Raw genomic sequence first — 21,007 nt, forward strand, 5'->3', positions numbered from 1 at the left:
GTACCTCGAACGGGCGGTCGGGCTTCGGCCCGGCCGCCCGCTCGGGCGCTCCACCCCCGACCTCTCCTCACGAACCGCGAAGGACGACGTGAACGCGCGACTGACTGGTGGCCGCAAGGCCGCCGATGAGGGCTTCACGCTCATCGAGGTCCTCGTCGCGCTCCTCGTCTTCGCCATCATCAGCACCGGCATCCTCGCGGGCATCACGACGATCGTGCAGATGACGAACGACAACCGCTCGCGAGTGACCGCGGCGAACCTCGCGTCGCAGGAGCTCGACACGGTCCGCGCGACATCGGACACCTACACGGTGCAGTCCGCGCCGAAGCGCTCCATCCCGGTCGACGGCCGCACCTACTGGCTGACCCGGACCGTGACCTGGGTCTCCTCGGAGGGCACCAGCGTCTCCTGCAACAGCTCGACCAACCTCTTCTTCCTCCACGTGAACATCCGAGTCACATGGGAGGGGATGTCGTCCGGCGACAAGGGCGTCCAGGACGACACCATCCTCGCGCCGGCCGACGGCAGCACGAACAGCTCCCTCGGGGCGATCGCCGTCTCCGTCGTCGGGTTCGAGGGCCAGCCCGTCTCCGGCATCGCCATCACCGTCAATGTCGCGACCGGCGGCCCCGGTGAGTCGCCGGCCGCCTCGAAGCCGACGACCGCGGACGGGTGCACCTACGCGAACGGCGTGAAGCCGGGCAACTACGTCGTCTCGATCTACAAGTCCGGCTACCGGGATCAGGCCGGGGCGACGAACCCGTCCAAGAACGTGACCGTCAGCGCAGGGGCGACCAGTTCCGTCCAGTTCGTGTACGACCAGGCGGGCACGATCAACGTCCTCTTCACGGACGGGACGTCCGCGACCACCGCGGCCATTCCCGCCGCGTTGCCGGTGAACTACACCTCCGGTGGCGCCACCTACAGCGTCATGGGACTCCTCGCCGGCCTGTTCCCGAATGCCTACGACGTCACCGCCGGCACCGCGAAGTCGGGCTCGAAGACCTGCGCAGCGATCGATCCGTCCGCGTGGGTCGCTGCAAACGTCAACGGGGTCTCGCTCAAGGCCGGCGTCACATCCACGGTCAACTCGCTCGTGAACGTGTCATCGACCGTGAAGGTGCCGCTCGGCGTCGTGAACGTCTACGCGCCGGCCGGGTCGACACTGACCGCGATCCAGACGACGCCCCAGGGCGCCGGAAACCCCGGTTGCGACGTCCGCAGCAAGCTCACCTACTCGATAAGCGGCAATGGATCGTGGGTCGCGCTCGCGCTGCCGTACGGCTCCTGGACCATCTCCGCGGACGGCGTGCCCCTGGCTGCCGGTGCGCTCCAGGTCGTGACGAATGCTGCACTGCCCGGAGTGTCCAGCGACGGCACCGTCACGCTCGACCCGAGGAAGGCCGGATGAACGCGCTCGATCGGCTGCGTCAGGGCAGGAGTGGAGAGGACGGGTTCACGCTCGTCGAGCTGCTCGTCACGATGCTCATCACCGGCATCGTCCTGTCGATGATCGGGGTCTTCTTCGCGAACATCTCCCGACTCACCAGCTGGTCGGGGAAGGACCGCGACGCGACCGGTCAGGCGGCGCTGGCCCTCGACGCGGTCCGAGCGGTCGTCCGCGTCGCCACCAACGTCCCGAAGTCCACGACGGAGACCTACTGGGCGATCCAGTACGGCACGCCCACGCAGCTGCAGATCATCGCCTACTCGAACACCTCCGTCAGCGACTCCGCTCCGGTCCTCGTGACCTTCAACCTCGGCTCCGACGGCACCTTCACCGAGCAGCGGCAGGCGGCGACGATGTCCCCGCTCACCGGCTTCTACGCGTTCAACGGGTCGGTGACGAAGACCACCATCGCGAACGGCTTCGTCGCATCGGGCGCCGAGACTCCCTTCTTCCAGTACCTCGACCAGTCGTTCAAGCCACTGAACGCGTCGCCGAAGCTGAGCGACGCGGATCGGCAGAACAACGTGACGCTGATCCGCGTCACCACGACGCTGGACCCGACCACCGCAGGCGGGCCTGACGGCAAGGTCATCGTCACGAGCTCCATCGGCATGCCCAACCTCGACCGCGACGTGGTGGCGACGGCGTCCGTCCCCAACCTGCCCACGCCGACCGAGACGCCCACACCGACGCCGACGGTCACGAAGTCGAGCAGCGCTCCCGCTGCGTCGCCGACGCCGACGACCGGGGCCAGCTCGGGCGGCTCGGGCACCGGAACGGGGACCGGATCGGGCCCCGGCACGGGCCCGGGCACGTCGACCCCGACGACCGGGACCGGTGGTGGCGGCACGGGATCCACCGGTGGCGGTAGTGGAACCAGCACGCCGGCTCCGTCCTCCTCGTCGCCGAAGCCGACCGCAACGGCGACCCCGACTCCGAAGCCGACTGCAACGGCCAAACCTCCGGTGGTGATCGACCAGTGATGCTCCGTCGACGCAGGGACGACGAGGGTGCGGCGCTCATCGCCGTGGTCGTCCTCGGATTCGTGATGATGGTGCTCATCGCGACGGGGCTCACCGTCGCGACGTCCGGTCTGCGCCAGGCCGTCGGTGTGCAGCGCTCGACGAGCGCGCTGGACGCCGCCTACGCGGGCGTGCAGGACTACCTCGCCCGGGTCAACCTCGACAGGACGTACATCAAGTACGGGAATCCGGACGACACCTTCAACACGGGGACCGCGCTTGTGCGCCCCGACCCGTGGAACCCCGCCTTCGGCATGGGCGCGAAGACCGGGAATCCCGCCACGGACAAGTACGCGACGTGGGCGACGGTGCCTGGCAGCGAGGACGACTCCGGTGTGGCGGCGCAGTACCGCTACGAGGTCAATGCCGCCAACTACACGACGACGGGTGTCATCCAGCTCCGGGTGACCGGGCTCTCCGGCACGAGGACGCGGACCATTCTCGCGTCGCTGCGCGTGAAGGGCTTCGTCGACTTCGGCTACTTCACCGACTACGAAATCAAGGACCCCGAGACCTTCGTCGTGCCGTCCGGCGCCAAGAGCTTCGACCCGAACTCGTGCGTCGTCTACGCCTGGACCGGGAAGCGCCCGGCCGCGTGCAGCTACGTGAACACCGACGACCCGAGCAAGACGACGGACATGCGGGTGCCGTTCAAGAACACCGACCTCCTGTACGGCGACGCGCACACCAATGACACCCCGACCTTCAAGACGTCGCAGGTGAGCGCCTGCGGCATGGTCGTGACCGGCCAGTTCGAGACGGGCGCACCGACGTCGGCGCAGGTATTCAAGGACGCGGCCTCGTGCACGCCGAAGATCCCGCTCGTCAACAAGCCGACGCTCGCGATGCCGGCGACGAACAGTGCGATGGCCTCGGACGCGAGGTGCCTGTACACCGGCCCCACCCGGATCACGTACCTCGGGACCGGATACATGAACGTGGTCTCGCCATGGACGAAGCTGCCCGCCAAGGGCGGCACGGCTCGCGACGACAGCGCGTGCGGCTCACCGTCGGCGCTCGCCAGTCCGTTCGGTGCGACTGTGAAGCAGCTGAACCAGGACCTCCTGTACGTGCAGAACGTGCGCACTCCTGCCCTGGACCCCACGAACGGATGGGCGACCACGGCGAAGCCGAGCGGCGTGACGTGCATCGGGGCGGACGGCAACCTCGACCCGACGGCCTACACGGGCATCGGTTGGTCGCTCGGTTCGGGAGCGGCGCAGATCCGCTTCCCGCTCGACGGCGAGGCGCCGGCCACGAGCTGGACCAACACGTCGTCCACTCCGGCGTCCTGGGACACGGGGACGCCGGCCTACGGGTGCCGCAGCGGCGATCTCTACGTCTCCGGCAAGGTGACGACACTGACCACGGCGGCATCCCAGAACTACGTCTGGATCACCGACGACATCACCTACGCGGACCGCACGGCGGATCTCCTCGGCCTGGTGGGACAGAGCTCGGTGGTCGTCTGGAACCCGATGTCGTCGTCGGACGACCAGCCGATGGTGAAGCCAGGCGCCGCAGGCATCCAGGTCAACCTGGAAGTGGACGCGGCGATCGTCTCGGTGGCGCACACGTTCCGCGTCGAGAACCATGACCGCGGGTCGAGCCGGGGCTCGCTCGAGGTCTTCGGGTCCATCGCGCAGAAGTTCCGCGGCTCGGTGGCGGCCGCGCACGTCACGAGCAAGCCGGATCCGTCCGATCCCAGCCAGCTCATCTACACGACGACGCCGACCGGCTACACGAAGGCGTACCAGTACGACACGTTGCTGAAGACGGTGAGCCCGCCGAAGTTCCTCGAGCCGACGGCCACCAGCTTCACGGTCATCCGCTACGCGACCGTGCCGGTCGCGTACTCCCCGGACGGAACCAAGGTGGTCAACCCGTGACGACGTTCATCCTCGTGACGGCCGGGGTCCTGGGGCTCCTCATCGGCTCCTTCCTCAACGTCGTGGCCTACCGGGTCCCGGCCGGCCTCTCGATCGTGTCCCCGGGGTCCGCGTGCCCCGGCTGTCGCAACGAGATCAGCGCCAGGGACAACATCCCGCTGCTCTCCTGGGTGCTGCTTCGCGGCCGGTGCCGGCACTGCGACATGCGCATCCCGGTCCGCTACCCCCTCGTCGAGGGCGCGACCGGGCTCGCGTTCGTCGTCGCGGCGCTGCCCTTCGCCGGCTCGCTCGAGGCGCCGTCCGATCCGAGGACGACGATCGCGTCGTCGCTCGAGCTCGTCGCGTTCCTGTACCTCGCGGCGATCTCCGTCGTGCTCGCGGTGATCGACCTCGACACGAGGCGGCTGCCCGACAGCATCGTGCTGCCCGGCTTCGCGGTCGGCGCCGCGCTGCTCGGGGGAGCGGGGATCCTGCGCGCGGACTTCGGCGCACTGCTCACCGCGGGCACCGGGGCAGTCGCCGCTGCGGCGTTCTTCTACGTCCTCTACTTCATCGGCGGCATGGGATTCGGCGACGTCAAGCTCGCCGGCGTCGTCGGGCTCTTCCTCGGCTTCCTCGGTATCCCGCAGCTCGTGGTCGGCTTCGCGGCGGCCTTCGCGGTCGGTGCCGTCTTCGGCATCGGCCTCATGGTCGTCCGCGGCAGGAGCCGTAAGACGGCCATCCCCTTCGGCCCGTGGATCCTGACCGGCGCCTGGATCGGCGTGCTCGCCGGCGAGCCGCTCGCGACCGGCTACCTGCGCCTCATGGGGCTCGCGTGACCCCTGGGGGGCGCACCCCCACTGGGGTCTGACGCGGCCCCATCCCGATCGTCACACTCGCATCGTCCACCCGAATCGAAGGACCCGAACGAACATGCCGAACACCATCGTCGGACTCGACTTCGGCCACGGAGTCATCCGTGCCGCCGAGGTCAGCGCCGACGGCAAGCACCAGCCGGTGCTGCACCGGTACCACGAGGTGCAGGTCCCGGTCGACGCCATCAAGGAGGGTGTCGTCACCGACGTCGACGCCGTCGTGTCCGCGCTGACCTGGCTGTGGAAGGTCGCGGCCTTCAGCTCGAAGAAGGTCGTCACCGGCATCGGCAGCCAGCAGGTGCTGATCCGCGAGCTGATCCTGCCTCGCATGCCGCTCGCCCACATCCGCGAGACGCTGCCGTTCCGGGTGCAGGAGCTGCTCCCGCTGCCCGCGGAGCAGGCGGTCCTCGACTTCTACGGCGTCGAGGAGGTCGAGCACGAGGGCGAAGCGCACATCCGCGGCCTGCTCGTGGCGGCGACCCGCGAGTCCGTCCTCGCCAACACTCGCGCCATCGAGGCCGCCGGCCTCAAGGTCGTGGACGTCGACCTCATTCCCTTCGCTGTCGTCCGGGCGCACGTCGAGCACGAGCGCTCCGGGGTGAAGATCTACCTGCACGTCGGCGCCGTCTCGACGAGCGTGATCGTCGCCGAGCAGGGGGTCCCGCAGTTCATCCGCATGCTGCCGTCCGGCGGCAACGATCTGACCGCCGCGCTCGCGGAGAAGCTCGGTCTGTTCCACGACCGCGCCGACGAGATGAAGCGCCGCTTCGGCCTCATCGCCGACGAGGCCGACCTCGACTCCCGCGGCGTCGCGACCGTCAGCGTCGAGGCCGCCAAGGACCTCGTGCAGGCGGTCCGTTCGACCGTCGCGTTCTGGCAGAACAACCACCCTGAGTCCCAGGTCGACGGCGTCGTCCTCTCCGGTGGAGGCGCGATGCTGCGCGGCCTGCCCGAGGCGCTGCAGTCCGCGACCGGCCTCGCCGTCACCATCAGCCGCCCTGCAGGTCGGTTCACCGTCGGCGACCGCGTGGACGAGGCGTCCTTCCTCGCTGCAGGCGCTGCTCCCGCGGTCGCGCTCGGCCTCACGATCAGGAGTGCCGCATGAGCGACACCAATCTCGACCAGCTCGTCGAGCCGTCCCCGAAGCCCGCTCGGGCGAAGCGCGGCCTCGAGATCCGGCGGACGCCGGAATTCGTGGCCGGTGGACTGCCCACGGTCTCCCTCCTCCCGCGCGAGTTGAAGGCTGCCGCCCGCAGCCGCAGTATCCAACGAGCCTTCGCCGCAGGGGTCGTGGTCGCGGTGATCCTCGCGGGCGGGGCGACCGCCGGGGCGATGGCTATCGCGAGCGCCGCTCAGTCCAGGCTGGACGCCTCGAACGCGGCCTCGCAGCAGCTCCTGTCTCAGCTCTCCCGGTTCCAGGACGTGCAGATGCTGCAGCAGAGCATCCGGCTCGGCGAAGCGGCGGTGATGGTCGGATCCTCGACCGAGATCGACTGGCAGGCGCAGATCGACGCGGTCGAGGCGCTCATGCCGAGCGGGTGGACGGTGACGAGCATCCAGGGCGACTCCGCCTCACCGGTCCTCGACTACTCGCAGGGCACCTCTCCGCTCGACGTGCCCAGCGTCGCCAGCGTCCAGATGGCGATCACGACCAGCGACATCTCGTCGGTCGGGCCTTGGCTCAGAAAGCTTCGCGGCATCCCCGCGTACGGCGACGCAACTGCTTCGGTCATCTCGGATGACACGACCGGCTACACGATCCAGCTCACGCTCCACCTGACGCCGAAGGCGCTCGTGAACGCAGGGAAGGCCGCGAAGTGACCGTCAACCTCCGGATCTGGGGAATCGCGTCGGGTGCCGCTGTTGTCGCGGTTCTCGCCGGCGGCTGGTTCCTCGGCGTGCAGCCGCAGCTCGCGGCTGCAGCGACGTCGGCGCAGGCCGCCGTGAACGTGGACGCGCAGAATCAAGCGACGCAGATCAAGATCGCCGCGCTCACGAAGGCGGCTGCGAAGCTCGACGAGATGAAGGTGCAGGACGCGGTCTTGCAGAAGAACGTCCCGACCGTCTTGAAGCCGAACACCTTCATCCGCCGCGTGACCGAAGTCGCCGCGCTCGACGGTGTGAACGTGGTCTCGATCACACCCGGTGACGCTGCGGCCTATACGGCGCCCGCCTCGGCGAGTGGACAGGCCGGAGCCAGTCCGACGGGATCGATCCCGCTCGCGAAGACGAGCCCGCTCATCACCGGGACGAACCTCGCGGTCGTCCCGGTGAGCATCGTCGTGAGCGGCGGGCCGGACGCGGTTGTCCAGTTCTCCCACGACATCCAGAACGATGAACGGACGTTCGCGATCAACGGTGTCCAGACCGTGAAGAACGACCAGTCATCGACGATTACCGGGACGTTCTCCGGATTCATCTACGTCCTGAAGCGCTAGGCGCCTCGGACACACCACCTGCTCGGCGGGACGGGCGCGCACGACGCGCCCGTCCCGCCGTGCTGCTTCCACCGGCCGGGGGGACGGGGACATGAAGGTCACGACTCGCGGTGGTCTGCGGCAGAGCACCGCGATCGCCGTCGCGGCGTGCGTCACCATCGGGATGGGGGGCACGGCGCTCGCCGACGAGCTCACGCCCGATCCCGTCGCCTTCGTCCTCACGACGGCCGGTGACGCGCCGACCGTGCAGCAGCTGCAGTCCACGCTGCCCTCGCTCGACGTCCAGTCGGTGACGCCGCTCGGGGACGGGCTCGCCTCCGTCGAGGTGTCGGCGCGGACCAGCGCGGCGGCGCAGGCGGAGGCCCTCGCGGCCTCGCCCCTCGTCACCGCGGCGACGCCCGCCCGCCGCTTCACCGTCGCGCGCGTGCCCTCGCCGGTCGCCGGCGTCTCGCCCTGGTACGGCGAGCAGTGGGACCTCTGGGACGGCGCCTCGACGAAGCGCGCCGGCGGGTTCGGCGTCGACGCGCCGCGCGCGTGGACGAGGACCTTCGGTCGCAGCGACGTCGTCGTGGCGGTGCTCGACACCGGGATCACGCCGCACCCGGACCTCGCGGGAGCCTCCGTGGTCCCCGGCTACGACTTCGTCTCCCAGACGCCCGGCGTCCTCACCGGCGACGGCGACGGCTGGGACGCGGACCCGTCCGACCCGGGCGACGTGTGCTCCGAGCTCGGCTCCGCCTCGACCTGGCACGGCACGTTCGTCACCGGCGAGATCGTCGCGCAGCGCGACCGGGTCGGCGTCACCGGCCTGGCACCGCGCGTGAGCGTCGAGCCCGTGCGGGTGCTGGGCGGCTGTGGTGGATCGGAGGCCGACACGATCGCCGCGATCGAGTGGGCGTCCGGCGGCAGCGTGCCCGGCGTCCCCGCCAATGCGCACCCCGCCCAGGTCCTCTCCATGTCGCTCGGCTCGGACGGCGGCGACTGCTCGGACGCGCTGCAGACGGCCGTCGACGACGCCATCGCGCGCGGCACCACGATCGTGGCGGCGGCGGGCAACGAGGGGACGACGATGGCGAACACCTCGCCGGCCAACTGCGCCGGCGTCGTGAGCGTCGTCGCGACGACCAGGCAGGGCTCGCTGGCGGTCTACTCGAACCGCGGCTCGGGCCTCGTCGAGCCGTCGCTCGCGGCGCCGGGCGGCTCCGACGCCGACCCGGTGATCGGCGACATCTGGACCTCCACCGGTGCCTTCACCGCGAAGGGGAACCGGCCTGCGATCGGCACCGACGTCGGCACGAGCATGGCGACGCCTCGCGTCGCCGCGGCCATCGCGCTGCTGCTGTCGGTCCGGCCCGGCCTCGACCCCGCGTCGGTGATGCAGCGCCTCTCGGCGACGGCGTCGCCGTTCCCGTCGACCTCGACCTGCACCGAGACGCGGTGCGGGGCCGGGATCGTCGACGCCGGCGACCTGGTCGGCGCGAAGCGCGTCCTCCTGCCGACGACGTCGGCGACGATCACGGGCGCCGCCCGCGTCGGCGGCCGCCTCACCGCGACGAGCGGCACGTGGCGGCCCGCCGCGAAGGCGGCCGCATACCGATGGCTGCGGGACGGCCGCCCGATCGCCGGCGCGACCGGTCGGCGCTACACCCTCCGTCCGGCGGACGCCGGGCACCGCATCACCGTCCGGGTCCAGGTCGGTCGTGCCGGCGCGTTGTCGGCGGCCTCCACCAGTCCCGCACGTCGTATCGCGCGCTGACCCGCTCCCGTAGCCTTGGCGCCCACGACGAAAGGGACGCCGACATGGCCGAGCCGACCAGACCCGCCGGAGATCCGGAGGACGCGGAGCGCGCGACCGACGCCCCCACGAGGGCCCGAGCGCCTCGCGACGGGCTGCTCGCGCCGCCGACCGACGACGAGCTCGCCGCGACGGGGGAGCCCACGGCCGACGAGATCCACGCCGCCGCGTCCGGGAACCGCGCGCGCCCCGACGGCGCCGACGACGACTCGGTCGCCGACACCCGGGTGCTGCCCACGCCGGCCGCCGAGTCCGCCCGGGCCGAGGACACCGAGGTGATCCGCCCCGCGGAGACGCAGGTCATCCGCCCCGCCGCCGAGGACCGGGACGCCGCGAGGGACGAGCCGGCCGCGGGGGAGCGCGCCGCCGCGCCGGCGGCCGTCGCCGCATCCGGCGCCGCCGCGTCGGCGGCGGCCGCGCCGGAGCCCGCGCCGACCCGGCAGCCCGTGCTCGCACCGGCGGAGGACGACGCCCCGCCCGCGCCGAAGCGCGGCGGCAACCGCCTCGTCGCCACGGCGTGGGTGCTGCTCGCCGCGGGCCTGTTCGAGGTCCTGTACTTCGCCGCGGTCGCCCTGCTCGAGCTGATCATCGCCGGCCCCAACGCGGTCGCAGGTCAGCTGCAGGCGCTCATCGAGACGAAGGGCGCCGTCTTCGCCTGGCTGCCCGTCCTCTTCTTCTTCCTCTTCTTCGAGCTCACGGTGCTGCTCCTGAACCGCGCGGGCCGGTTCGCCTACGTGGTCGCGAGCGCGGTGGTCGGCCTGCTCGTCTACGTCGTGAGCGCGATCCTCGTGCCGCTCGTGATCGCCGGGCAGTTCGCGGACCGCAACACGGCCCTGCAGGCGTTCCTCAGCCCGGCGTTCATCCTCATCCTGATCGTCGCCCGCGAGGTGATGCTCTGGACCGGTTTCGCCATCGGCGCGCGCGGCACCCGCGTCCGCCGGCGGAACAAGGAGGCCCGGGCGCGCTACGACCAGGAGGTCGCCGACGCCCGGGACTGAGCGGCGCGCCGGCGCCGGGCTCGCGACCCTCCTCGCGCTCGGCTGGATCGCTTGCGTGGTCGCGGCCAACGGGTTCGTGAGCCTCGCCACGGACGCCGACGTGATCGCGGTGCCCGGGGCCGGCCCGCTCGCGGAGCCGGTCGGCGTCGCGGTCACCGCCGGGGCGATCGGGCTGCGGATCGCGCGGGCGACCGGTCGGAGCGTGCTGCTCCCCGTCGAGACGGCGCTGCTCAGCGCGGTCCTCCTGATCCTCGTGCCGGCGCTGGTCGCGCTGGCGGCCGGGGGAGCGGGCGCGGCGTTCCTGGTCCTCGGCGAGGCGTCCACGTCGCTCTTCACGCTCGCGGACGCGCTGCTCGCGGCCGTCGCGGGCCTCATCGCCCTGCTCATCGTCCGCGCGCGGGCGGCGGGAGCGGGCACCCCGCGCTGGCCCTGGGAGCGCGAGCGCTGAGCACGATGGCGCGGCCGCGACGGCGGTGTGTTTGATCCCCCTCCCGAGTGCGGGTACTATCGACGGGTTGTGTGCCGCTGTCCGGTGCACGCGTGTCCCGCGGAAGGCCTCGCGCCAGTGTGTGGGACCACCGCGGATGCGCGTCATCCGCTTCGACCGTCCGGCCCCCGCGAGCGGAGCCGGATCGCCCGCGGGGGCGATGTCCGGAAGGCCGTCCGCCCTCGCAGGCGGCGCAGAACACAAGAGATGCCGCTCGAGCAGCGGCGCCAAGGAGTCAGCAGAGTGCCCACCATCCAGCAGCTGGTCCGCAAGGGCCGCACGCCCAAGGTCGTCAAGACCAAGGCGCCTGCGCTGAAGGCGAACCCGCAGCAGCGCGGCGTCTGCACGCGCGTCTACACGACGACGCCGAAGAAGCCGAACTCCGCGCTCCGCAAGGTCGCGCGCGTGAAGCTGTCGAACGGCACCGAGGTCACCGCCTACATCCCCGGCGAGGGCCACAACCTGCAGGAGCACTCGATGGTGCTCGTCCGCGGCGGCCGCGTGAAGGACCTGCCGGGCGTGCGCTACAAGATCGTCCGCGGCGCGCTGGACACCCAGGCCGTGAAGAACCGCAAGCAGGCCCGCAGCCGCTACGGCGCCAAGTTGGAGAAGAAGAAGTAATGCCTCGTAAGGGACCCGCTCCGAAGCGCCCGGTCGTCGCCGACCCGGTCTACCAGGCTCCGGTGGTCAGCCAGCTCGTCAACAAGATCCTCGTCGACGGCAAGAAGGGCCTGTCCGAGCGCATCGTCTACGGCGCGCTCGAGAACGTGGCCGCGAAGAACGGCCAGGACGCCGTCGCGACGCTGAAGAAGGCGCTCGACAACGTCCGCCCGACCATCGAGGTCAAGAGCCGCCGCGTCGGCGGCTCGACCTACCAGGTCCCCGTCGAGGTCAAGCCGCACCGCGCGAACACGCTCGCGCTGCGCTGGCTCACCTCGTACGCGAAGGCCCGTCGCGAGAAGTCGATGACGGACCGCCTCACCAACGAGATCCTCGACGCGTCGAACGGCCTCGGCGCCGCGGTGAAGCGCCGCGAGGACACGCACAAGATGGCCGAGTCGAACCGCGCCTTCGCGCACTACCGCTGGTAGCTCCCACGCTCGGTCGACGTCCCGCCGGCTGAGCGCGAGAACCCACGCACTCCACCGCGGCCGCGGCTCCGTCCATCCGGACGGGGTCCGCGGCCTCGGGCATGAAACGGGGCGCTCGTCTGTTGAGGCGAGGGCCCGAAACTTCTTTCGAAAGGTTCCCCCGTGGCAGTCGCCCAGGACGTCCTCACCGACCTGAACAAGGTCCGCAACATCGGCATCATGGCGCACATCGACGCCGGCAAGACCACGACGACCGAGCGCATCCTCTTCTACACCGGCATCACCCACAAGATCGGCGAGGTGCACGACGGCGCCGCGACGATGGACTGGATGGCGCAGGAGCAGGAGCGCGGCATCACCATCACGTCGGCCGCGACGACGTGCTTCTGGAACAACAACCAGATCAACATCATCGACACCCCGGGCCACGTGGACTTCACGGTCGAGGTCGAGCGCTCCCTGCGCGTCCTCGACGGCGCCGTCGCTGTCTTCGACGGCAAGGAGGGCGTCGAGCCCCAGTCCGAGACCGTGTGGCGGCAGGCGGACAAGTACAACGTCCCGCGCATCTGCTTCGTCAACAAGATGGACAAGCTCGGTGCGGACTTCTACTTCACCGTCGACACCATCGTGAGCCGTCTCGGCGCCAAGCCGCTGGTCATCCAGCTGCCGATCGGTGCGGAGAGCACGTTCGAGGGCGTCGTCGACCTGGTCGAGATGCGCGCCCTGACGTGGCGCGGCGACGCCAAGGGCGACGTCCAGATGGGTGCGAAGTACGCCATCGAGGAGATCCCCGCCGACCTGCTCGAGAAGGCGCAGGAGTACCGCGAGAAGCTGATCGAGACGGTCGCCGAGTCCGACGACGCGCTGCTCGAGAAGTTCTTCGGTGGCGAGGAGCTGACGGTCGCCGAGATCAAGGGCGCCATCCGCAAGATGACGGTGAACAGCGAGCTGTACCCGGTCCTCTGCGGCTCCGCGTTCAAGAACCGCGGCGTTCAGCCGATGCTCGACGCGGTCGTCGACTACCTGCCGAGCCCGCTCGACGTGCCGGCGATCGAGGCGCACGACCCGCGCGACGAGGAGAAGGTCATCCTCCGTCACGCCGACGCCTCCGAGCCGTTCTCGGCCCTCGCGTTCAAGGTCGCGGTGCACCCGTTCTTCGGCCGCCTCACCTACGTCCGGGTCTACTCGGGTCACATCGAGGGCGGCAGCCAGGTCATCAACTCGACCAAGGGCAAGAAGGAGCGCATCGGGAAGATCTTCCAGATGCACTCCAACAAGGAGAACCCGGTGGACGGCGTCTCCGCCGGCCACATCTACGCGGTGATCGGCCTCAAGGACACGACGACGGGCGACACGCTCTCCGACGTGAACGAGCAGGTCGTCCTCGAGTCGATGACGTTCCCGGAGCCGGTCATCGAGGTCGCGATCGAGCCCAAGACCAAGGCGGACCAGGACAAGCTCGGCACGGCGATCCAGAAGCTCGCCGAGGAGGACCCCACCTTCCGCACCGAGCAGAACCGCGAGACCGGCCAGACCATCATCAAGGGGATGGGCGAGCTCCACCTCGACATCCTGGTCGACCGCATGAAGCGCGAGTTCAACGTCGAGGCGAACGTCGGCAAGCCCCAGGTGGCCTACCGCGAGACGATCCGCAAGACGATCGAGCGCTACGACTACACCCACAAGAAGCAGACCGGTGGTTCCGGTCAGTTCGCGAAGGTGCAGATCGCGCTCGAGCCGCTCGAGGTCACGGCCGAGACGACGTACGAGTTCGAGAACAAGGTCACCGGTGGCCGCGTGCCGCGCGAGTACATCCCCTCGGTGGACGCGGGCATCCAGGACGCGATGCAGGTCGGCGTCCTCGCCGGCTACCCGACGGTCGGCGTCAAGGCGACGCTGCTCGACGGCGGCTACCACGAGGTCGACTCCTCCGAGATGGCGTTCAAGATCGCCGGCTCGATGGCCTTCAAGGAGGCCGCGCGCAAGGCGTCCCCGGCTCTCCTCGAGCCCGTCATGGCCGTCGAGGTCCGCACCCCCGAGGAGTACATGGGCGACGTCATCGGCGACCTGAACTCCCGCCGCGGGCAGATCCAGGCCATGGAGGACGCCTCCGGCGTCAAGGTCGTCACCGCCAAGGTGCCGCTGTCCGAGATGTTCGGCTACGTCGGCGACCTCCGGAGCAAGACCTCCGGTCGCGCCGTGTACTCGATGCAGTTCGACAGCTACGCCGAGGTGCCGAAGAACGTCGCCGACGAGATCGTCCAGAAGAACAAGAGTGAGTAGTCGATGCACGGACTTTCGCGCGGCCGGCTTCGCCGGCGCCGCGAAAGTCCGTGCTCCGGCTTCGCCTTCGCAGCACGGCTCCGCCGTGCGAAGAGCGCGCCGGCCTGAGCCGGCGGGGCGCTGCGCGCCCCGCCACTTCATCTCCACTCCGCTCACTCGCGTCCCGGCAGCGACTGCTGCTGCTGACACGCCCGTGTAACAAACCGAAATCAAACCGGGTATCCTCGACCGGTCGTTTCCGCGCAAACCCGCGCCCCTACGACCGAGGTAGGACACCTCGACCAACAGTCCTGAGGAGGACAAGTGGCCAAGGCCAAGTTCGAGCGCACCAAGCCGCACGTGAACATCGGAACGATCGGTCACGTCGACCACGGCAAGACGACGCTCACCGCGGCGATCACCAAGGTGCTGCACGACAAGTACCCGACGCTGAACACCGCGAGCGCGTTCGACCAGATCGACAACGCTCCCGAGGAGCGTCAGCGCGGCATCACGATCAACATCTCGCACGTCGAGTACCAGACGGAGAAGCGCCACTACGCGCACGTGGACGCCCCGGGCCACGCCGACTACATCAAGAACATGATCACGGGTGCCGCCCAGATGGACGGCGCGATCCTCGTGGTCTCCGCGACCGACGGCCCGATGCCGCAGACGCGCGAGCACGTGCTGCTCGCCCGCCAGGTCGGCGTGCCCTACATCGTCGTGGCGCTGAACAAGTCCGACGTCGTCGACGACGAGGAGATCCTGGAACTCGTCGAGCTCGAGGTCCGCGAGCTGCTCTCGAGCCAGGAGTTCGACGGCGACAACGCCCCGATCGTCCGCGTCTCGGCGCTCCAGGCCCTCGAGGGCGACGCCAAGTGGGGCGAGACGGTCGCCGACCTCATGGACAAGGTCGACGAGTTCGTCCCGGAGCCCGAGCGCGACGTCGACCGTCCGTTCCTGATGCCCATCGAGGACGTCTTCACGATCACCGGTCGTGGCACGGTCATCACCGGCCGCGTCGAGCGCGGTGTCCTCAAGGTCAACTCCGAGGTCGAGATCGTGGGCATCAAGCCGACGAGCATCAAGACCACGGTCACCGGCGTCGAGATGTTCCGCAAGCTCCTCGACGAGGCGCGCGCGGGCGAGAACGTCGGTCTGCTCCTCCGCGGCACCAAGCGCGAGGAGGTCGAGCGCGGCCAGGTCGTCGTGAAGCCGGGTTCGGTCACGCCGCACACGAACTTCGAGGCCAACGCGTACATCCTGTCGAAGGACGAGGGCGGGCGTCACAACCCGTTCTACGCGAACTACCGTCCGCAGTTCTACTTCCGCACCACGGACGTCACGGGCGTCATCTCGCTGCCCGAGGGCACCGAGATGGTCATGCCCGGTGACACCACCGAGATGACGGTCGAGCTCATCCAGCCGATCGCGATGGAGGAGGGCCTCCGCTTCGCGATCCGCGAGGGCGGCCGCACCGTCGGCGCCGGCACGGTGACGAAGATCATCAAGTGAGCTGACGCTCGCTGAAGCGACGAGGGGTCGGGCCGAGAGGCCCGGCCCCTTCGTCGTTCCCGACTGGGGGTCGGCCGGACGGTGCTCGCCACTGCGGCCGCGCACGCTCGCCGCCTACAGTTGCAGGGTCATGCCAGCGCCAGTGCCGTCCCCGTTCGTCCCGGAATCGACCGCGCCGGTCGCGCTCGCGGAGCTCGCCGATCGGTTCGGTCTCGCCGGCGATCCCAGTGACGTCGAGGTCACCGGTATCAGCCTCGGCACGGGCGCCGTGCGCCCCGGGCATCTCTTCATCGCGTTGCAGGGCGTCCGCAGCCACGGCGCGGAGTACGCCTCGGACGCGGTCGAGCGCGGCGCGGTCGCCGTGCTCACCGACCCCGAGCACGCGGATCTCGCGGTCGGCGTCCCGGTCGTGACCGTCGCGGAGCCCCGCCTGCTGCTCGGCGAGCTCGCCGCGGAGGTCTACCGCACGCGCGAGCACCACCCGCTGCTGCTCGGCGTGACCGGCACGAACGGCAAGACGTCCACGAGCCACTTCCTCGCCGGCCTGCTCGACCTGCTCGAGGTGCCGAACGGGCTCAGCTCCACCGCCGAGCGGCGCGTGGGGTCGGAGCGCCGCGTCGCGGGCCTCACGACGCCGGAAGCGACCGAGCTGCACGCCCTCATCGCGCGGATGGTCGAGACCGGGGTCGAGGCAGCGGCGATCGAGGTCAGCGCGCAGGGGCTCTCGCGGCACCGCCTCGACGGCATCGTCTTCGACGTCGCGGGGTTCACGAACCTCAGCCACGACCACCTCGACGACTACGCCGACATGGAGGAGTACTACGCCGCGAAGGCGGTGCTGTTCCAGCCGGACCGGTCGCGCCGCGCGGTCGTCTCGCTCGACACGACGTGGGGCGCCCGCGTCGTCGCCGACGCCGGGGTTCCGACGACGACCATCGCGCTGGCGGGTGGCGAGGTCGCCGACTGGACGGTCACGGTGACGGAGGAGACGCAGGCGTTCACCGCGTTCGTGCTCGAGGGGCCGGACGAGCGGCGGCTCGAGACCCGGATCCCGGTGCTCGGGGCGCACATGGCCGCGAACGCGGGGCTCGCGATCCTGATGCTGCTCGAAGCGGGGTACGCCTTCGACCGCCTCCGGACGGTCCTGGAGGGGCCGCGCGGCATGGACGCGACGCTGCCGGGCCGGACCGAGCTCGTGTCCGGGCCGGGGGCGCCGGCGGTCTACGTCGACTTCGGGCACTCGCCGCACGCGTTCCAGGAGACGCTCGCGGCGGTGCGGGCGGTGACGCCCGGCAAGGTCGTCATGCTCTTCGGCGCGGACGGCGACCGCGACACGACGAAGCGCCCGGACATGGCGCGTGCCGCCGTCCGGGGGAGCGACGTGCTGATCGTCACCGACCACCACCCCCGCTTCGAGGACCCGGCGAGCATCCGCGCGGTCCTGGTGGCGGCCGCGCGGGAGGCCGAACCGGATCACCCGCTCTACGAGGAGGGGCAGCCGGAGAAGGCGATCCGCCTCGCGGTCTCGCTCGTCGAGCCGGGCGACGCCATCCTGTGGGCCGGCCCGGGGCACCAGAACTACCGCGACATCCGCGGGGTCCGCACCGACTACTCCGCGCGCCGCGAGGCCCGCGCAGCCCTGCAGGAGGCCGGCTACGCGGCCGCGCCCTCCCGCGACCTCCACACCTGACGGGCGCGACGGCGGCCGTCCATAGGAGTCTCTTCACCGCGCCCGGGGTGGTCACCAGGCGGGCTCCGTAGCGTTCCACGCGGACAGTCCGGCGAACTCCCGGGCCGATCGAATCCCCGATCCGACGGGCAATCGGATCGATCCGTGGACGATCCGGCCCTCGCCGGGCCGGGTGGGTGAGAAGGGGAGGGCTCGGCGGCCCTCCCCTTCTCCATGTCCTCGCTTCCCCGACCGGACGATCGACCTCCGGCGCAAGCCCCCGTCATGCCCAGGCGCCCGTCCATACACTCGCCCGTCATGACCGACGCGCCGCCGAAGCCCACGACGCGCCTGCGCAAGAGCAACCCGCTCGGCAAGGGCTACCACCGCGTCCGCGCCGGCCGAGGGTTCAGCTACCGCGCTCCCGACGGCACCACCGTGACCGACCCCGCCCTGCGGGAGCGGTTCGAGGCGCTCGGCATCCCGCCGGCCTGGACGGACGTGTGGATCGCGCCCTACGAGAACGGGCACATCCAGGCGGTCGGGCACGACGCGGCGAACCGCAAGCAGTACATGTACCACCCGACGTGGCGGGAGCGGCACGACAAGAACAAGTACCGCCGCATGCTGCTGCTCGCCGAGGCGCTGCCCGGCGCCCGGGGCACGGTGCGGCGGCACCTCCGCGATCCGGAGGAGCCGCGGCGGCAGGTGCTCGCCGCGGCCTTCCGGATGCTCGACCTCGGCGGCCTGCGCATCGGCTCGTCGATCTACGAGGAGGAGAACGGCAGCTACGGCCTGACCACGCTGCACGGGGAGCACGTCCGGGTCGACGGCGATGTGATCGACCTGCGGTTCCCGGCCAAGAGCCACAAGCTCTGGGAGTCGACGATGCGGGACGAGGACCTCGCACCGCTGCTCGCGGGCCTGAAGGCACGGGGCGACGACGAGCGCCTGCTCGCCTACGACCACGGCGGCCGCTGGCACACCATCGCGCCGGAGGACGTGAACGGCTACGTCCGCGAACGGCTCCACGGGGAGTTCTCCGCGAAGGACTTCCGCACGCTGCGCGGCACGGTCGCCGCGGCGACGAGCCTCGCGAAGCACGGGCCGGAGTCGAAGAAGGGCGCGCAGAAGCGGGCGATCGCCGACGCGATGCGCGCGGCGGCCGCCGAGCTCTCCAACACCCCGACCGTGGCGAAGGCGAGCTACGTGGACCCGCGCGTCGTCGACCGGTACCGGGCGGGGGAGACGATCGACCCGGCGCGGCTGCACGCGGCGGAGTCGGAGGTGCTCGCCCTGCTCTTCGAGCGCCCGGGCTCGCCGATCGCGAAGCCGAAGCGGAAGCGGACCGCGAAGTCCTAGCCGTCGCGGGCCCGAAACACGCGGTGGGTAGCGTCCGCCGCATGGATCTGGACGCGTTCGTGGCGGGCATGCCGAAGACCGAGCTCCACGTGCACCTCGAGGGCACGCTCGAGAGGGACCTCCTCCTGCGGCTCGCCGCGCGGAACGGGGTCGACGTGCCGATCCCGGAGGGCGGGTTCACCGACCTGACGAGCTTCCTCGCCCAGTACTACCCGGCGATGCGCGCGCTCGTGACGGAGGACGACTTCTTCGAGCTCGCGTGGGCCTACCTCGAGAAGGCGGCGTCGCAGCACGTCGTCCACGCGGAGCTGTTCTTCGACCCGCAGGCGCACACCGGGCGGGGCGTGCCGTTCCCGACGGTGCTCGGCGGCTACCGGCGCGCGATCCTCCGCGCCGAGCGCGAGCTCGGGGTGCACGCCGACCTGATCCTCTGCTTCCTCCGCGACCTCACCGCCGAGCACGCCATGTCGACCCTGATGGAGGCGCTGCCGTTCAAGGCGTGGATCGTGGGCGTCGGCCTCGACTCCGACGAGCGCGGCAACCCGCCGGCGAAGTTCGCCGACGTGTTCGCGCGGGCCAGGGCCGAGGGGTTCCAGCTGACGATGCACTGCGACATCGACCAGCCCGGGTCGATCGAGCACATCCGGTCGGCGCTGCTCGACATCGGGGTCGACCGGATCGACCACGGGACGAACGTCGTCGAGGACCCGGCGCTCGTCGCCGTGCTGCGCGAGCGCGGGGTCGGGCTCACCTGCTGCCCGATCTCGAACGGGTTCGTGACCGACGACATGAAGGCGCAGGAGATCGCGGCGCTCCTCCGGTCCGGGGTGAAGGTGACGGTCGCCTCCGACGACCCCGCCTACTTCGGCGGCTACGTCACCGAGAACCTGCTCGCGCTCGCGGCGGCCGCGGACCTGACCCGCGACGAGCTCGTCCAGCTGCAGCGCAACGCGCTCGAGATCGCCTGGCTGGCGCCGTTCCGGCGCGACGCGCTCCTCGCCGGTCTCGAGGCCCACGCCCTAGCCTGAGCCCGTGCGCCCCACCGTCAAGGACGTCGCCGCGCTCGCCGCGGTGTCGCCGAAGACGGTGTCGAACGTGCTGGGCGGCACCGTCCGCGTCGCCCCGGACACGAGGGCGCGGGTCGAGCACGCGATCGAGCGGCTCGGCTACGTGCCGAACCTCGCCGCTCGCGGCCTGCGGTCGGGGCGGACGGGCCTGATCGCGCTCGTCCTGCCGGACGTCCGGTCGCCGTTCTCCGCCGAGCTCGTGCAGCTCGTGGTCGAGCTCGCGCACGAACGGGCGCTCGGCGTCCAGCTCGAGCAGGCCTCGACCTCCGTCGACCGCACCCGCGAGCTCATCGCGAGCGCGCGCCGGCACCTCGTCGACGGCGTCCTCCTGAACCCGGCGACCGGCGCGCAGCGGGATGCGGCGCTGGGCGGCGGCGGCGGCGAGGTGCCGCTCGTGATGCTCGGCGAGGTGGAGCAGCGGGACGTGGACCAGGTGTGGGTCGACAGCGTCGACGCCGCGCGACGGATGACCGCGTTCCTGATCGGCCTCGGGCACCGCCGCATCGCCATGCTCGGCGTGCAGCCGCCGGGCGAGGGCACGGTCACGGGCGGCCTCCGGCGCCAGGGCTACCGGGAGGCCCTCACCGAGGCCGGGCTGCCGGCCGACCCGGTCCTCGAGCGGACCTGCGCCGCGTGGACGCCGGAGGGGGGCTACGACGCGATGACCCGGCTCCTCGCCGAGGAGGGCCGGCCGGATGCGGTCTTCTGCGCCACCGACGCCATCGCGCTCGGGGCGCTCTCCGCGCTCTGGGTCGCCGGCGTGCGCGTCCCCGACGACGTGTCGGTCGCCGGCTTCGACGACGTGTCGGTGGGCGCCTTCGCGGCCCCGCCGCTCACCACCGTGCGGTGGGACAAGCGCGGGTACGCGGAGGCGGCGCTCGACCGGCTCGTCACCCGGATCGCCGGCTCGGCCGAGCCGGCGCTGCGCCTCCGCTTCCCCGTCGAGATCGTGCGCCGCGCGAGCGTGCGGGAGCGCTGACCCCGTCCGTCCGCGCCCCGCGACGAGCGCCGTCGCCTGCGCCTGACGATCCGGCGTGCGCGCCCGCGTCACGCTTGACGGGCGATTCCAACGATGTAACGCTGTCCTCGTCACACCGCCGTGCCC

18 protein-coding genes are annotated in these 21,007 nt (G+C 70.9%); all 18 read left to right on the plus strand.

Going from position 1 to position 21,007, the window contains the following annotated elements:
- Positions 1–88 precede the first annotated feature (88 nt).
- The 18 genes from CLV52_RS03245 to CLV52_RS03330 all read left to right on the plus strand — a co-directional run bounded on the left by CLV52_RS03245 (position 89) and on the right by CLV52_RS03330 (position 20,881).
- Positions 89–1,411 carry a prepilin-type N-terminal cleavage/methylation domain-containing protein gene (locus CLV52_RS03245; RefSeq protein WP_162850694.1) on the plus strand — a complete coding sequence of 441 codons (1,323 nt, stop codon included), beginning with the start codon at positions 89–91 and terminating at the stop codon, positions 1,409–1,411.
- On the plus strand, positions 1,408–2,433 hold the full coding sequence (locus CLV52_RS03250; protein WP_133764804.1) for a type II secretion system protein: 1,026 nt from the start codon (positions 1,408–1,410) through the stop codon (positions 2,431–2,433). Before CLV52_RS03245 ends, CLV52_RS03250 begins: the two co-directional genes overlap by 4 nt.
- Positions 2,433–4,361: a hypothetical protein gene (locus tag CLV52_RS03255; protein WP_133764806.1), complete on the plus strand. Its 1,929-nt coding sequence runs from the start codon at positions 2,433–2,435 to the stop codon at positions 4,359–4,361. The genes CLV52_RS03250 and CLV52_RS03255 overlap by 1 nt, the downstream gene beginning before the upstream one ends.
- Positions 4,358–5,179, plus strand: a complete 822-nt coding sequence (locus CLV52_RS03260; protein WP_133764808.1) for a prepilin peptidase — start codon at positions 4,358–4,360, stop codon at positions 5,177–5,179. The genes CLV52_RS03255 and CLV52_RS03260 overlap by 4 nt, the downstream gene beginning before the upstream one ends.
- A gap of 94 nt (positions 5,180–5,273) precedes the next feature.
- Positions 5,274–6,320, plus strand: coding sequence for a type IV pilus assembly protein PilM (pilM, locus tag CLV52_RS03265; RefSeq protein WP_133764810.1), 1,047 nt, complete (start codon positions 5,274–5,276; stop codon positions 6,318–6,320).
- The gene (locus tag CLV52_RS03270) at positions 6,317–7,036 is read left to right on the plus strand and encodes a hypothetical protein (RefSeq protein WP_133764812.1); all 720 of its coding nucleotides are present in this window, start codon (positions 6,317–6,319) and stop codon (positions 7,034–7,036) included. The genes pilM and CLV52_RS03270 overlap by 4 nt, the downstream gene beginning before the upstream one ends.
- Entirely contained in the window at positions 7,033–7,653 is a 621-nt protein-coding gene (locus CLV52_RS03275) for a hypothetical protein (RefSeq protein WP_133764814.1), read from the plus strand. The genes CLV52_RS03270 and CLV52_RS03275 overlap by 4 nt, the downstream gene beginning before the upstream one ends.
- 91 nt (positions 7,654–7,744) lie before the next feature.
- Positions 7,745–9,409 carry a S8 family serine peptidase gene (locus CLV52_RS03280; protein ID WP_133764816.1) on the plus strand — a complete coding sequence of 555 codons (1,665 nt, stop codon included), beginning with the start codon at positions 7,745–7,747 and terminating at the stop codon, positions 9,407–9,409.
- 44 nt (positions 9,410–9,453) lie between these two features.
- On the plus strand, positions 9,454–10,446 hold the full coding sequence (locus CLV52_RS03285) for a hypothetical protein (protein WP_133764818.1): 993 nt from the start codon (positions 9,454–9,456) through the stop codon (positions 10,444–10,446).
- A 55-nt stretch (positions 10,447–10,501) separates the two neighbouring features.
- Complete coding sequence (locus tag CLV52_RS03290) at positions 10,502–10,894, plus strand: hypothetical protein (protein WP_133764820.1); 393 nt, start codon at positions 10,502–10,504, stop codon at positions 10,892–10,894.
- 282 nt (positions 10,895–11,176) lie between these two features.
- Positions 11,177–11,554, plus strand: coding sequence for a 30S ribosomal protein S12 (rpsL, locus tag CLV52_RS03295; protein ID WP_119480680.1), 378 nt, complete (start codon positions 11,177–11,179; stop codon positions 11,552–11,554).
- Entirely contained in the window at positions 11,554–12,024 is a 471-nt protein-coding gene (gene rpsG / locus CLV52_RS03300; protein WP_133764823.1) for a 30S ribosomal protein S7, read from the plus strand. The genes rpsL and rpsG overlap by 1 nt, the downstream gene beginning before the upstream one ends.
- Before the next feature lie 162 nt (positions 12,025–12,186).
- The gene (fusA, locus tag CLV52_RS03305; protein ID WP_281276043.1) at positions 12,187–14,307 is read left to right on the plus strand and encodes an elongation factor G; all 2,121 of its coding nucleotides are present in this window, start codon (positions 12,187–12,189) and stop codon (positions 14,305–14,307) included.
- A gap of 303 nt (positions 14,308–14,610) precedes the next feature.
- On the plus strand, positions 14,611–15,804 hold the full coding sequence (gene tuf, locus CLV52_RS03310; protein ID WP_133764825.1) for an elongation factor Tu: 1,194 nt from the start codon (positions 14,611–14,613) through the stop codon (positions 15,802–15,804).
- Between the two features lie 130 nt (positions 15,805–15,934).
- Positions 15,935–17,494, plus strand: a complete 1,560-nt coding sequence (locus CLV52_RS03315) for a Mur ligase family protein (RefSeq protein WP_133764827.1) — start codon at positions 15,935–15,937, stop codon at positions 17,492–17,494.
- 297 nt (positions 17,495–17,791) lie between these two features.
- On the plus strand, positions 17,792–18,835 hold the full coding sequence (locus CLV52_RS03320; RefSeq protein WP_133764829.1) for a DNA topoisomerase IB: 1,044 nt from the start codon (positions 17,792–17,794) through the stop codon (positions 18,833–18,835).
- Between the two features lie 41 nt (positions 18,836–18,876).
- Positions 18,877–19,863 carry an adenosine deaminase gene (gene add / locus CLV52_RS03325; protein WP_133764831.1) on the plus strand — a complete coding sequence of 329 codons (987 nt, stop codon included), beginning with the start codon at positions 18,877–18,879 and terminating at the stop codon, positions 19,861–19,863.
- A gap of 4 nt (positions 19,864–19,867) precedes the next feature.
- Positions 19,868–20,881 carry a LacI family DNA-binding transcriptional regulator gene (locus tag CLV52_RS03330; RefSeq protein WP_133764833.1) on the plus strand — a complete coding sequence of 338 codons (1,014 nt, stop codon included), beginning with the start codon at positions 19,868–19,870 and terminating at the stop codon, positions 20,879–20,881.
- The last annotated feature ends 126 nt before the right edge of the window (positions 20,882–21,007 follow it).

This window comes from Amnibacterium kyonggiense (genome assembly GCF_004364555.1).
GTDB lineage: Bacteria > Actinomycetota > Actinomycetes > Actinomycetales > Microbacteriaceae > Amnibacterium > Amnibacterium kyonggiense.

Bases quoted from the DNA above. Each gene is read 5' to 3' on its own strand.
- CLV52_RS03250 (WP_133764804.1), top strand. From the start codon at position 1,408: ATGAACGCGCTCGATCGGCTGCGTCAGGGCAGGAGTGGAGAGGACGGG.
- CLV52_RS03255 (WP_133764806.1), top strand. From the start codon at position 2,433: ATGCTCCGTCGACGCAGGGACGACGAGGGTGCGGCGCTCATCGCCGTG.
- pilM (WP_133764810.1), top strand. From the start codon at position 5,274: ATGCCGAACACCATCGTCGGACTCGACTTCGGCCACGGAGTCATCCGT.
- CLV52_RS03270 (WP_133764812.1), top strand. From the start codon at position 6,317: ATGAGCGACACCAATCTCGACCAGCTCGTCGAGCCGTCCCCGAAGCCC.
- CLV52_RS03280 (WP_133764816.1), top strand. From the start codon at position 7,745: ATGAAGGTCACGACTCGCGGTGGTCTGCGGCAGAGCACCGCGATCGCC.
- CLV52_RS03285 (WP_133764818.1), top strand. From the start codon at position 9,454: ATGGCCGAGCCGACCAGACCCGCCGGAGATCCGGAGGACGCGGAGCGC.
- rpsG (WP_133764823.1), top strand. From the start codon at position 11,554: ATGCCTCGTAAGGGACCCGCTCCGAAGCGCCCGGTCGTCGCCGACCCG.
- CLV52_RS03315 (WP_133764827.1), top strand. From the start codon at position 15,935: ATGCCAGCGCCAGTGCCGTCCCCGTTCGTCCCGGAATCGACCGCGCCG.
- CLV52_RS03320 (WP_133764829.1), top strand. From the start codon at position 17,792: ATGACCGACGCGCCGCCGAAGCCCACGACGCGCCTGCGCAAGAGCAAC.
- add (WP_133764831.1), top strand. From the start codon at position 18,877: ATGGATCTGGACGCGTTCGTGGCGGGCATGCCGAAGACCGAGCTCCAC.